General features: G+C 68.3%; 12 protein-coding genes. 2 read left to right on the plus strand and 10 right to left on the minus strand.

From position 1 onward, the window contains the following. Positions 1–84: 84 nt before the first annotated feature. The 8 genes from ABD785_RS26450 to ABD785_RS26485 all read right to left on the minus strand — a co-directional run bounded on the left by ABD785_RS26450 (position 85) and on the right by ABD785_RS26485 (position 9262). Positions 85–1626 (minus strand): polysaccharide deacetylase family protein, encoded by a 1542-nt coding sequence (locus ABD785_RS26450; protein ID WP_344833343.1) that lies wholly within the window; start codon positions 1624–1626, stop codon positions 85–87. A gap of 74 nt (positions 1627–1700) precedes the next feature. Next, positions 1701–2675 carry a hypothetical protein gene (locus tag ABD785_RS26455; protein ID WP_344833346.1) on the minus strand — a complete coding sequence of 325 codons (975 nt, stop codon included), beginning with the start codon at positions 2673–2675 and terminating at the stop codon, positions 1701–1703. A 70-nt stretch (positions 2676–2745) separates the two neighbouring features. After that, complete coding sequence (locus ABD785_RS26460) at positions 2746–3561, minus strand: hypothetical protein (protein WP_344833348.1); 816 nt, start codon at positions 3559–3561, stop codon at positions 2746–2748. A gap of 6 nt (positions 3562–3567) precedes the next feature. Further along, positions 3568–4332, minus strand: coding sequence for a polysaccharide deacetylase family protein (locus ABD785_RS26465; protein ID WP_344833350.1), 765 nt, complete (start codon positions 4330–4332; stop codon positions 3568–3570). After that, the gene (locus ABD785_RS26470; protein ID WP_344833352.1) at positions 4329–5855 is read right to left on the minus strand and encodes a polysaccharide deacetylase family protein; all 1527 of its coding nucleotides are present in this window, start codon (positions 5853–5855) and stop codon (positions 4329–4331) included. The genes ABD785_RS26465 and ABD785_RS26470 overlap by 4 nt, the downstream gene beginning before the upstream one ends. 2 nt (positions 5856–5857) lie before the next feature. After that, complete coding sequence (locus ABD785_RS26475; RefSeq protein ID WP_344833354.1) at positions 5858–7228, minus strand: glycosyltransferase family 2 protein; 1371 nt, start codon at positions 7226–7228, stop codon at positions 5858–5860. Continuing rightward, positions 7228–8520 (minus strand): nucleotide sugar dehydrogenase, encoded by a 1293-nt coding sequence (locus tag ABD785_RS26480; protein WP_344833357.1) that lies wholly within the window; start codon positions 8518–8520, stop codon positions 7228–7230. Before ABD785_RS26480 ends, ABD785_RS26475 begins: the two co-directional genes overlap by 1 nt. A gap of 151 nt (positions 8521–8671) precedes the next feature. Further along, positions 8672–9262, minus strand: a complete 591-nt coding sequence (locus tag ABD785_RS26485; RefSeq protein WP_344833358.1) for a GNAT family N-acetyltransferase — start codon at positions 9260–9262, stop codon at positions 8672–8674. 40 nt (positions 9263–9302) lie between these two features. Here ABD785_RS26485 and ABD785_RS26490 point away from each other — a divergent pair, with 40 nt between their 5' ends. Beyond that, a complete protein-coding gene (locus tag ABD785_RS26490; RefSeq protein WP_344833361.1) occupies positions 9303–9701 on the plus strand; it encodes a gamma-glutamylcyclotransferase family protein in 399 nt (132 codons plus the stop codon). 18 nt (positions 9702–9719) lie between these two features. Here ABD785_RS26490 and ABD785_RS26495 read toward each other — a convergent pair whose 3' ends face one another. Together ABD785_RS26495 and ABD785_RS26500 are read right to left on the minus strand one after the other, a co-directional pair. Then, positions 9720–10676: an NADPH:quinone oxidoreductase family protein gene (locus ABD785_RS26495; protein WP_344833363.1), complete on the minus strand. Its 957-nt coding sequence runs from the start codon at positions 10674–10676 to the stop codon at positions 9720–9722. A gap of 17 nt (positions 10677–10693) precedes the next feature. Continuing rightward, positions 10694–11164 carry a GNAT family N-acetyltransferase gene (locus tag ABD785_RS26500; protein ID WP_344833366.1) on the minus strand — a complete coding sequence of 157 codons (471 nt, stop codon included), beginning with the start codon at positions 11162–11164 and terminating at the stop codon, positions 10694–10696. Between the two features lie 122 nt (positions 11165–11286). Here ABD785_RS26500 and ABD785_RS26505 point away from each other — a divergent pair, with 122 nt between their 5' ends. After that, entirely contained in the window at positions 11287–11574 is a 288-nt protein-coding gene (locus ABD785_RS26505; RefSeq protein WP_344833368.1) for a WhiB family transcriptional regulator, read from the plus strand. Positions 11575–11694 lie beyond the last annotated feature (120 nt).

Raw genomic sequence — 11694 nt, forward strand, 5'->3', positions numbered from 1 at the left:
CGGGCTCCGAAAGTCGGTCATTCAGGTCTATGAGAGACGCGAAAAGGGGCCGCCCGGTTCGGACGGCCCCTCGGAAAGTTTTTGCTACTTGACGAACTTTCGGACGATCCGCACCTTGTTGTTCTTCTTGGTGGTCTCGGCGGAGGTCGTGGTCACCTTGGCGGTGAAGGCGACCTTGACGGCCTTCTTCAGCTTCGGCGTCTTGAACTTCACCCAGATGGTGTGGGTCGCGCCCGGCTTGAACGAGGAGGCCTTGCACTTGATCGCGTGCTTGCCGTACCGCTTGCAGCCCGCGACCGAGACGATCTTCAGGCCCTTGGGGAGCTGGGCGATCAGGACGACGTTCTTCGCCGTGCCGCCGCCCCGGTTCACCAGGGTCAGCTTCAGCTTGGCGGTCTTCTTGGACTTGAGCGCGCCGAGCGTGCTCGCCTTGAGCGCCATGTCGGCCTTGAGCTTGGCGGACGCCTTGAGGAGCAGGGTGCCGAACTCGCTCTTGTTCGGGAGCGCCCACTCGGTGGAGGTGGTCGTCGCGTCGGCGGAGACCTTGACGACCGCGCCGACGGCGCCGTTCACCTTGCCGGTGACGATGACCTTCTTCTCGGTGGTCGCGGCGATCGCGCCCTGGTCACAGGTGATGACCGTGCCGGCGACCGCGCAGCCCGGAGCCTTGATCCCGGTCAGCGCGGGGGCGTTGACGACGGTCTTCACGCCGTTGGCCGCCGTCAGGCCGCCGTTGGTGGTGCTCACGGTGTAGGCGGCGGTCGTACCGGCCTTGGCCTGCGCCGGGCCCTCGACGGCCGTCTTCAGGTCGGCCGCGCGGGACGGGCCGGGCACGGCGGGCTTCTCGGCCCCGCCGACGACCTGGTCCATCGTCTTGAACTCGACGTTCGGGTTGGCCTTCGCCCAGGTCAGGAACTGGTCCATGACGTTGGCGCCGACCCCGTAGTCGTCGGCGCAGGGCGCCGTGCCGCACACGGTGTGGAAGGTGATCGGCAGCCAGCCGCCGCCCGCGTCGATGGCGTTCTCGACGTAGTTCTCGATCGTGGCCGCGGTCGTCTTGTTGTCGAAGGACGCGGGGGCGCGCACGGCCATGACGTCGGCGGCGGGGAGCGTCTCGGCGGCGACCGGGCCGCCGTCGGGACGGATCGGGCCGACCCGGCGGGCGGCGTTGTAGCCGCAGTCGCGCGCGGCCTGCTGGACGCCCGCGTCGTAGTGGCCGAACGGGTAGGCCAGCGTCGTGACCCTGACGCCGAGCGCCTTCAGGTCGACCCGGCTGTTGCACAGCTCGTCGCGGACCTCGTTCTGGGTCAGCTTCAGCATGTCGGAGTGGGACACGGTGTGCCCGCCGACCTCGTGCCCCTGGTTCTGCAGGCCCTTGATCTGGCCCTCGGTCATGATGCCGTTGCCGCCGATGCGACGGCTGACGATGTAGAAGCTGCCCTTGACCCCGTGCTTGTTGAGCACCGGGAGCGCGTTCTCGATCTGGTTCGACAGGCCGTCGTCGAAGGTCAGGCTGACCACGACCTTGCCGGGGGCGGCGCTTGCGGGGGCGGCCGGGTAGACCGCGGCGCCCGCGGCCACGGCCGACAGGCCGATGGCCAGGCAGCGCATCTTGAGTGAGGACATTCGAGCTCCGAGCTGTGGGGTGGTCGAGCAGGCGAAGAGACGGCTTCGGCCGAGCTGCGGCCGGGCCGGGGGGATCAGAGGTTGTAGACGCGGAAGTCCGTGAACTCGAACTCGCACCGGTCCGCCCGGACGCCCACGGCGCCCTGGTTGGTGATGACGTGCCCGCCGGTCCCCCGGTCGGTCACCGAGAGCAGCTGACGGCCGCCCTGCTTGACCGTGATGACGGCCGCGTCGCCCGCGGACCGGATCGAGAGGGAGAAGGACTGCCATTTGCCGTAGGGGACCGTGTAGCCCGTCTGGCCGAGCTCGTGGTAGGTCCCGCCGTTCTCGGTCCCGCCGGCGAGCTTCTTCTTGATGACGATCGAGTTGTCACGCCGGTTGAGCGACACGACGTACAGCTCGAACTGGGTCTGGTAGCGCAGCCACACGTGGATGCCGTCGGTGTCGGGCCCGCCGCTGCGCAGCCCGAGGTTGCGGATCTTCAGATCGACCCGGACGTCCTTCATGTCGCGCCGCTTGGTGTCGGCGCGGAAGATGTTGGACCCGGTCCCGTTGGAGGACTCGGCGTTCGGCTCCGCGCTGTCGGGGTAGCCGGAGTAGCCGACCCCGTTGCGCCGGAACAGCGAGCCGCTGGTGACCTCCCAGATCGGGGAGGTGGCGCCGGCCCGGTTCCACTTGGCCCAGGCGTTGGTGACCAGGCGGTCCGGTCCGTCGAAGGTGTCGTTGATGACGGCGCCGGGAGCGGGCGTGTCGTTCGGCGGGGGCGGCGTGGTGGTGCCGGGGGCGGGAGTGCTCCCGCCGCCCTTCTTCTTGCCGGTCTTGCCGTCGAGACCGGGGCCGACCGGGTACAGCGGACCGACCTGGAAGGGGCCGTCGGCGAGGACCTGCGGCGCGTCCTTCGCGCCCTTGTCCTTGCCTCCGCTCTTCGGCGAGGCGGACGTCGAAGGCACGTCATCAGGGGTGACGACCTTGGGCGGCGCGGTGCTGCACGCGCTCGTGACCAGTACCGCTGCTAGTCCCAGCAGTACCGGGAGTGACCGGCGTTCCATCACGCTCCCCGTGATCCTATGTCGGCCTAAGAGTATGGCGTAACACTGGTGTATAGCGCCACTTGTCTACTTAAAGCGCATACACCTTGAAATCCGAGAACTCGAATTCACAGTTGTCGGCCCGGATGCCCACCGCACCGGCTTTGGTGATCTGCGGACCGCGGTCGGCTTTCAGGGGCATCCGGGTGCCCTTGTCCTCCGCCTTCAGGATCAGCCGGTCGTTCACGAAGATCATGATGGTGACGGTGGGGCCGGTGTTCTGGATGGTGACGCTGAACGGCTGCCACAGCCCCTCCGGGACGCTGTAGGGCTCCCGCTGGATCTCCGCGTAGTGGCCACCATTGGACGATCCGCCGGGCAGCTTCCGCTTGACGACGACCGTGTTGTCGCGGCGGTTGAGCGTCACGGCGTAGAGGTCGCGCTCGCTCTGCCAGCGCAGGAACAGGTGGACGCCGTCCCAGCCGCCCGAGGTGGCCTGCTTGCTCAGCCCGAGGTTGCGCAGCTTCAGGTCGACCCGGACGTCGCGGAAGTTCTTCTGCCGCGTCGTCATGCGGAAGACCGAGGAGTTGTTCCCGGTCCTGGACAGCTTGTCGGGAAGCTTCGCGTCGGGCCTGCCGGACCAGCCGACGCCGTCGCGCAGGAACAGCGAACCGCTGGTGACGTCCCACTGCTGGGACCGGACGCCCTTGCCCTTGTTCCAGTGCGCGTACTCGTTGGTCAGCAGCCTGTTCCGGCCCGAGAGGTCGGCGGAGAACAGCGGCTCACCCGGGGAGGGCGGTGTGACGGCCGGAGTGGGCGCGGACACGGGGTCGGGCGTCGCGGTGGAGGGGGAGCAGGCCGTCGCCGCGAGCACGACGACGGCGCAGCTCAGAACGAGCCTCTTCACGATCTCTCATTCAGTCTGGGCGGATGGCAGTGCGGTGCAGAAGCCCTTCTTGCGGATGCCCTCGATGACCTTGGGCAGGGCTTCGACCGTCGCGAAGGAGTTTCGCACACCATCGTGCAGAAGGACCGTTTGCTCCTCCGGAACGGGAGGCTTCACTTCGAGCTGCTTGATCACCGTGTCGGCGATGTCGTCCGGCTTGCGGCCGCGCCAGTCGTTGGTGTCGATGTCCCAGTAGTCGAAGATCAGCGCGGGCTTGAACTTGTTGACCTCGAGGACCACGTTCTGGCTGATGTTGCCGAACGGAGGCCGGAAGTAGGTCGGCTTGGGGGCGCCGGCCTCGATCAGGGCGTCCTGGGTCTTCTGGATCTGCTCCCTGACCTGGGCCCGGGACAGGTCCGCGAGGTGCGGGTGGTCCCAGCTGTGGTTCTGGACCGAGTGACCGTCGGCGATCTCCGCCTTGATCATCTCGGGGTGCTTGACCGCCTTGGAGCCGAGCGCGAAGAAGACCGCCTTCACGTCGTAGGCGCGCAGCACCTCCAGGACCTGCGGGGTGTAGGCGTCGGGGCCGTCGTCGAAGGAGAGGATGACCTTGCCCTTGGAGCAGGTGTTGGTCTTGTCCGCGCTCGCCAGGGCCGCCTCGTCGACGACCCGGGTCGCCTTCAGCTCGACGTCCTTCAGCTCCTCGGGGCGGGTCAGGTTGTAGGCGAGAGAACCGGTCGCCGCGAGGACGACCATGCCCGCCGCCAGCTCCATGAGCCTGAGGCGAATCACGGCGCGACCTCCTGGTCGATCTTGAGCTGGGGCTTGAAGAAGGTGAGCGGCTTGAGGTAGCCGTCGACGCCGAACTTGACGCCGCCCGCCACGATCTCCGGCAGGAACTTCACGGTGAGCGGCTGGGCCATCCCGGTGATGTTCACGACGAGCGTGTTGTCCGGGCCGGTGCCCGACACCTTGATCGCGACCGTCCGGGTGGGACTGGCGGCGAGGTCGGCCTTGCCGAGCTCCTTGACCAGGTCGCCGCCGTTGAGCGTCTGACGGACGACCATCTCGTCGCGGCCCACGGCCACGACCAGGGAGCCGGTGTGCGTCGCGCCCTCGCCGTCACGGACGGAGAAGAAGGCGATCTGCCGGTTGATCGGCGCCTTGATGACGGTGCTCAGCGTGTAGTCGCGCCAGCGGGTGGTGTTGACGGTGTCGAGCTTGCAGTTGCCGTACTCGCGCGAGTAGACGTACAGGTTGCCCTTGAGGGTCTGGCACGCCACCGTGTAAGGGCCGGTCCACTTGACCTGGGTCAGGTTGGCGGGAGGCGGCGCGGGGATCGTGCCCCGGACGTCCTTGAGGAGCGTCGCGACCGTGGTCGTCGACCGGACGCCGATGCGCGGCAGCCGGTACCGGTTGGAGTTCTTGGTGACGCCGTCCACCTGCCCGGAGGGGACGTCCTCGCCGTAGAAGGCGTAGTCGAAGCCCGCGCTCTTCAGCAGCTTCTCGGTGCGGACCTGGATCCGGTCGAGGTTGTTGCTGTTGCGCGGGTCGCCGTTGGGATAGGAGAACGCGACGGCCGGGCCGCCCAGGTGCTTCTTGAAGAAGTCCTGGGTCCTGGCGAGGTCGGCGGTGATCCGGTCGTCCCACTGCTCGGGGGTCTCCGGCTCGCCGTCCACCATCATGCGGTTGGTGAAGGAGACGCCGACATCGCCCGGGACGTCGACGGAGTTCGCCGAGTCGTCGGTGTGCGAGCCGAACTCCCACCGGCCGGTCCCGCGCAGCTTCTTGAGCTGGTCGAAGGACAGGAAGTAGGACGGGGTGCCCGCCTGGACGATCTCGCTGGTGGTCAGGAACGTCACGGCGTTGAAGCCGAGCTCCTTCAGCACCGGGTCGACGTTGGTCCAGTCGGTGATGTGGCCGCCGTCGAAGGTCAGCAGCAGCGCCTTCGGCGGGAGCTCGACGCTCTCGCCGTTGACGAGCTTCTGCACCTGGTCGAGCGTCACGGTCTGGAAACCCGCGGTCTTCATCGCCCGCATGTGCTCGGCGAACAGCTCGCGCGACAGCGTGGTCCCGGCGTGGTCGGTGTCGGAGACGCCGTGGTAGGCGAGGGTGACGACCGAGCCCGCGAAGGCGGGCATCTTCTTGGCGTCGGCGATGGCGATCTCGTCGAGCCTGCCGCTCGCCGGCTTCACCTGGTCGGGATCGAAGGGCTGGCTGACCTTGATCCAGGCGACCATGACGAAGCCGAGAGCGACGATGAACAGCGTGCCGCTGATCTTGCGGATGAAACTGGATCCGGCTGACTCGCTCATGCCTACGCGGCCTTTCCGGCCCGCGCGACGCGACGTTCCTGCTTGGAGATGTTGGTCGTGCCCGCGGTCGACGGCCGGGTGCCCCACTTGCCGTCGCGGATCCGCAGGATCGCCCAGACGAGCTGGGGAGAGAACGAGATGTAGAAGAACGTTCCGAAGAACGCGTACAGCCACAGCCCGTCGTTCCGGAACATCCGGTAGAGGAGCGCGAACGCCATCGCGACCATGTAGAGGCCGAGGAAGTAGATGATCGGGAACTTGCCGCCCATGATCGGCACGGCGAGGCTGTAGGCGATGACGAACGGGCTGAGCAGCCCCGCCATCGTCTGGATCGCGATCGGCAGCAGCGCGAGAGGGCGCGAACGCCACACGTGCGACAGCAGCATGGGCCCCTCGCGGGACCAGGACTTCTTCCAGCGGAGCTGCTGCTTGAAGAACTTCCTGTACTCGTCGGGGGCGTCGGTCCACGCCTCGGCCTGCGAGTCGTAGATGGTCTTCCAGCCGGTCTTGATGACACGGGCCGTCAGGGCGCGGTCGTCGCCGTGGGTGCACTCGCGGCCGAGGAAGGTCTGGTTCTCCCACTGGTCGAGCAGCGGCGTCACCGCGGCCCTGCGGTAGGCGGCGAAGCAGCCCGAGCAGCAGGTGACCGCGTTGAGGACCGACTCGGCGCTCTTCAGGAGCTGGAAGGAGACGTAGTAGCGCGCGGCCTGCATGCGGGTCAGCGCGTTGGTCTCGGCGTTGCGGACGTAGGTGAGCCCGGAGATGGCGCCCACCTTCTTGTCGGCGAAGCCCTGGACGAGCTTGTAGACCGCGTTCGGCGCCGGCATCGAGTCGGAGTCGACGAACACCAGGATCTCGGCCCTGGTCTCCCTGATGCCGACGGCCATCGCCTTGCGCTTGCCCTGGTTGACCCCGGGATTGACGCAGCGGACCCGGCCCGGCGCGTACTGCGACGCCGCCTCGACCATGTGGTCCCAGGTGTCGTCGGTCGAGCCGTCGTTGATGACGACGATCTCCAGCAGGTGCGGCGGGTACTCCAGCGCCATCAGCGAGTGGATGGTCCGCGCGACCGCGCTGCTCTCGTTGTAGGCGGGCACGACGATCGCGATGGACGGCGTGATGCCGGCGTCGCGGGGCGGCCGGTAGAACGCCGCGAGCAGGAAGCGGCTGAGCATGTAGCCCGCGACCAGGATCGTGTACAGCGGGATGAAGATGTTGCCCCGCATGAACATGACCTTGACGATCACGTGCCAGAGGATGATGGCGCAGACGGACGTGATCCCGATGAAGGCGGCGACCTTGCCGACGACACTGGGTGAGACCTTGTTCCTGGGCAGCCGCGACCGCGGCACGTCCCCCGTCGTCTCGTCCATCAGAGGGCGTGACGGCCGGCGAGCCCGGCCATGCGGTAAGTCGCGTCGAGGACGAGCTGCCCCGGCTTGATCCAGGCGCTGGTCCCGCCACGCTGCGGGGTGTGCGCCAGGACGAGGTCGACGTCCACGGTCTCGAGGTCGACGCTGGTCATCTTCCGGCCGCGGATGGTCACCTCCTGGATGAGCTGGTCATGGAAGGACACGTCGGCTCCCGCGTCGAGCAGCCGCTCGATGATCTCGAGGGCGGGCGACTCGCGGATGTCCTCGACACCCGGCTTGTAGGCGACACCGAGCACGAGGACCTTCGCACCGCGCAGGCCCTTGCCGTGGTCGGACAGCAGTTCACGCACCCGGTGCACGACCTCGCCCGGACGCATCGCGATGTCGTTCATCGCGTTCTCGACCACGTTCATGACGACGCGCTCCTTGCGCATCTGCCAGAGCAGGTAGTGCGGGTCGCACGGGATGCAGTGGCCGCCGGCGCCGGGACCGGGGTAGAAGGGCATGAAGCCGTAGGGCTTGGTGGCCGCGGCGTCGATCACTTCCATGATGTCGATGCCGAGCTGGCGGCTGGCGTTCGCGAACTCGTTCGCCATGGCGATGTTGACCGCCCGGAACGTGTTCTCCAGCAGCTTGCTCATCTCGGCGACGCCCGAACCGGACACCTCGTGGATGTGGCGGTTGTACCGCGAGAGGACCTTGCTCGCCGCGGCCGTGCACCGTTCCGTCGTGCCGCCGACGACGCGCGGGACGTCCTCGTGGGCGTGCCGGTCGTTGCCCGGGTCGATGCGTTCGGGGCTGAAGGCGACGAAGACGTCGGTGCCGATCTCGAGCCCGCGCTCCCGAAGCGGCCTGACGAGGAGGTCCTCGGTGCATCCGACGTAGGTCGTGGAGGTCAGGATCAGGACCTGGCCGGGAACGGCGTGCTCGACCGCCGCCGCGCAGGCTCCCTTGAGGGCGCGCAGGTCGGGGGAGAGCTCTTCGGTGACGGGGGTGGGGACGCAGATGACCATCGCGGCGGCGGAGGACGCGGCGGCCACGCTGGCCGTCAGCTCCAGGGCGTCACCGGACAGGGCCTCGGTCAGCCGGACCCGGTCGGAGTCCAGGAGATCGACGCGCTCGGCGCGGATGTCGTCGAGGCGGCGTTCGCTGACGTCCACGCCCAGGACGCGCGCGCCCGCCGCGTGGAAGGTCAGTGCGGTGGGTAGTCCGACGTAGCCGAGCCCGATGATGGCGACGTCGTGGGTGAACGAAGACGCCTGGCCGGCGGTAACAGTGTGTGGCGACACCATCGAGGTACAACACTCCGTGACTGGGCTCCGTGCCCGGCGTGACAGGCGTGGTTCTAGAGCTGAGGTGGGGGTTCGGTCACGCAACCTTAAAGGACCTTAAGAGGTGCTACAAGCTGAACTGATACTTAGGTCGGTTTCTTGGCTTTTGTGCCTACACCAGCGACTTTGCCATCCAGACCACCCACTCATCGCGAGCGGCTTCGTGGAAGCCGAGCTTGGTGTAGAAGGGGGCGGCGGCGGTGTTGGCGGGGTCGAATCCGAGGTGCACTCCCGGCGAACCGGCGTCGCGCAACTCGTCCTCGAGCCTGTTGATCAGGGTGCGGCCGTGGCCCCTGCCCTGGGCGGCCGGCAGCAGATCGATGTGAAGGTGTGACGGATAGTCACCCACCAGTCCTTCCGGTGTCCTGTGGGGAGAATGGATCACGCGCATAAGACGCTGGTCCGGAGTGAGAAGTTCGGGGGGGTTCGGGTACTTTTTCCGGAGCGCGGGCCACCACTCCTCCTCGCACCGGGCCTCGAACTCGCGAGTGTCGGGGGCCGCCAGGACGTAGCCCAGCACCTGGCCCTCGTCGACCACCGTCGCGAACTGGGGGGCGAAACGCAGGTAGGGGCCCGCGTAGACATGGCCGATCAGCCGCGGATCCTCGTACAGATCGGTGGCGTCCGCGCCGGCCCTGCCCGTGCGGAGGCAGATGTCGTACACCGCGTGCTCGTCGTCGAGGCGGAACTTGCGAAGGGACATGCGCCGTAGCTTACGGAGCGGTTCGGAGTATTTTGTCCGTATGTCCGACCTGTTCGTCTACGGCACGCTGCGTTTTCCCGACGTCCTGTCGGCACTGCTCGGAAGGGTCCCGGTCATGTCGCCGGGACGGGTCGAGGGCTGGCGGGTGGCGGCCCTGGCGGGACGGGTCTATCCGGGGCTCGTCCGCGCCGAGGGGGCGGCGGCGGAGGGGGTCGTGCTCTCGGGGCTGAGTGAGGATGAACTGGTCGTTCTGCATGCTTATGAGGATGTCGAGTATGACATCGCCGTGCTCGATCTCACGGACGGGAGGCCGGCGCTCGCCTACCTCTGGAAGGGCGAGGCGCTGGCCGCCGACTGGGACGTCGCGGGATTCGCGACCACGGAGCTCGCCGCCTACGTGCCGGGCTGCGCGGAGTGGCGGAGCACGTTCCGAGGGTGAGCGGCGCTCGGGGCCCGGTCAGGGGATGAGCGCGACCTTGCCGGTGATCCGGCGCTCCAGGAAGTCGTCGAGCAGGGACTCGGCCGTCGTGAACGGATGGGTGGCAGGGGCGATCGGGTCGAGCCCGCCGTCCTCGACCAGCTTCAGCAGCTCGGTCAGCAAGGCGGCCTGCTCCAGCGGGTGCGACAGCGACCAGGAGCCCCAGTCGACCCCGATGAGCGCCCGGTTGCGCAGCAGGACCTGGTTCAGCGGGAGTGAGGGGATCCCGCCGGTGAAGCCGATGACCGCGTAGCGGCCGTACTCGCGCAGGCAGCGCAGGGCCGAGTCGGCGAGCTCACCGCCGACCGGGTCGTAGACGACGTCGACGCCGCCCTCGGACCAGGCCCTGGCCGCGCTCTTCAGATCGTGGGCGGTGTCGACGACCGCGTCGGCGCCGGCGACGGCCGCGGCCTCGCGCTTGCCCGCGCTGGACGCCCCCGCGAGGACCTCGGCGCCGAGGGCCTTGGCCACCTGGACGCCCGCCAGCCCGATGCCGCCGCCCCCGCCCAGCACGAGGACCCTCTCTCCCGGCCGCACGCCGACCCGGTCGCGGAGGGCGAACAGCGCGGTGCAGTAGGACTGGGAGAAGGTCGCGGCGCGGGCGAAGTCGAGCCGGTCGGGGATCGGGATCGCGGCGTGCTCGGGGACGGCGACCTGGGTGGCGAACCCGCCGAGCCCGCAGAAGGCCACGACCCGGGTCCCGGGCGCCAGGCTCTCGACACCGGGACCGACGGAGCGGATCGTGCCCGAGACCTCGCTGCCGGGGGCGAAGGGGAGCGGCGGCTTCAGCTGGTACCTGCCGTGCAGGAACAGCCCGTCCACATAGTTGACGCCCGCCGCCGCGACGTCGATGACGACCTGGCCGGGGCCCGGGGTCAGATCCTCCGACTCGACCGACGTGAGGGAGCCGAGCGTGGTGACCATCAGGACGCGCATGAGTGAATCGTAATCTTTCAGGGCTCGCGCAGCGGATACTTGAGGCCCATGTGAGAGGGACGAAACCCTAGCTTCTGGTAGAAGCGCAGGGCCTCGGGACGCTGGCGGTCGCTGGTCAGCTGGACCACGCGGCAGCCGCGCGTCCTGGCCTCCTCGATCGCGTAGTTCAGCATCTGCTGGCCGACTCCCCGGCCGCGCAGGTCGCCCGCGATCCGGACGCCCTCGATCTGGGCCCGTTCGCCACCGGTGTAGGTGAGGCCGGGAATGTAGGTCAGTTGGAGCGTGCCCATGACGGTGCCGTCGATGTCGGCGACGATCAGCCGGTTGTTGGGATCGGCGGCGATGGCGTCGAAGGCGGTGCGGTAGGCGTCCACGGCCGCGACGGACTCGCGGGTGCTGCCGAGGACGTCGTCGGCGAGCAACTGGATGATCGCGTCGAGGTCGTCGAGCGTGGCGTCCCGGAAGACCGGAGTGGGATGGACACTCATGCCGCGCAGGCTACCTGCCGGTCACTTGGGGTTCATCCGGGTCGTCCTTGTAACTCTCGCTTGTAGTACTACGGCTTGTAGTACTACGGTGGGGGAGAACGAAGCGCGAGGAGGCGCCCCCAATGAACGCGACCATGTACCGCGACGCGGCCAACCCGCTGGCAGTACGCAAGGAAGCCGATGGTCACTGGGCCGATCTGGCCGAGTGCAGCGGCATCGACCCCGAGATCTTCTACCCGATCTCCGTCGGAGGCCCCGCGGTCATGCAGGTGGCCGAGGCGAAGAAGATCTGCCGCCGCTGCCCGGTGGCCGACGCCTGCCTCGACTGGGCGCTGCGCGCGGGCGAGCCCGACGGCGTCTGGGGCGGCACCACCCCCGACGAGCGCCGCTACCTCCGCGCCGCCCGCTGACACCCCGTTTCCGGCCGCGAACGGCCGGACGTGGCGGAACGGCCATGGCGCCGGAGCGGTAGATCAGGCACCATCCGGGTATCCCCGACGTTGTCCCGGGGACGAACCAGAAGGAACCTG

This window comes from Actinocorallia longicatena (assembly GCF_039534125.1).
Taxonomy (GTDB): Bacteria; Actinomycetota; Actinomycetes; order Streptosporangiales; family Streptosporangiaceae; genus Actinocorallia; species Actinocorallia longicatena.

Bases quoted from the DNA above. Each gene is read 5' to 3' on its own strand.
- ABD785_RS26455 (WP_344833346.1), bottom strand. From the start codon at position 2,675: ATGGAACGCCGGTCACTCCCGGTACTGCTGGGACTAGCAGCGGTACTG.
- ABD785_RS26450 (WP_344833343.1), bottom strand. From the start codon at position 1,626: ATGTCCTCACTCAAGATGCGCTGCCTGGCCATCGGCCTGTCGGCCGTG.
- ABD785_RS26490 (WP_344833361.1), top strand. From the start codon at position 9,303: ATGTCCGACCTGTTCGTCTACGGCACGCTGCGTTTTCCCGACGTCCTG.
- ABD785_RS26500 (WP_344833366.1), bottom strand. From the start codon at position 11,164: ATGAGTGTCCATCCCACTCCGGTCTTCCGGGACGCCACGCTCGACGAC.
- ABD785_RS26485 (WP_344833358.1), bottom strand. From the start codon at position 9,262: ATGTCCCTTCGCAAGTTCCGCCTCGACGACGAGCACGCGGTGTACGAC.
- ABD785_RS26495 (WP_344833363.1), bottom strand. From the start codon at position 10,676: ATGCGCGTCCTGATGGTCACCACGCTCGGCTCCCTCACGTCGGTCGAG.
- ABD785_RS26475 (WP_344833354.1), bottom strand. From the start codon at position 7,228: ATGGACGAGACGACGGGGGACGTGCCGCGGTCGCGGCTGCCCAGGAAC.
- ABD785_RS26505 (WP_344833368.1), top strand. From the start codon at position 11,287: ATGAACGCGACCATGTACCGCGACGCGGCCAACCCGCTGGCAGTACGC.
- ABD785_RS26470 (WP_344833352.1), bottom strand. From the start codon at position 5,855: ATGAGCGAGTCAGCCGGATCCAGTTTCATCCGCAAGATCAGCGGCACG.
- ABD785_RS26480 (WP_344833357.1), bottom strand. From the start codon at position 8,520: ATGGTGTCGCCACACACTGTTACCGCCGGCCAGGCGTCTTCGTTCACC.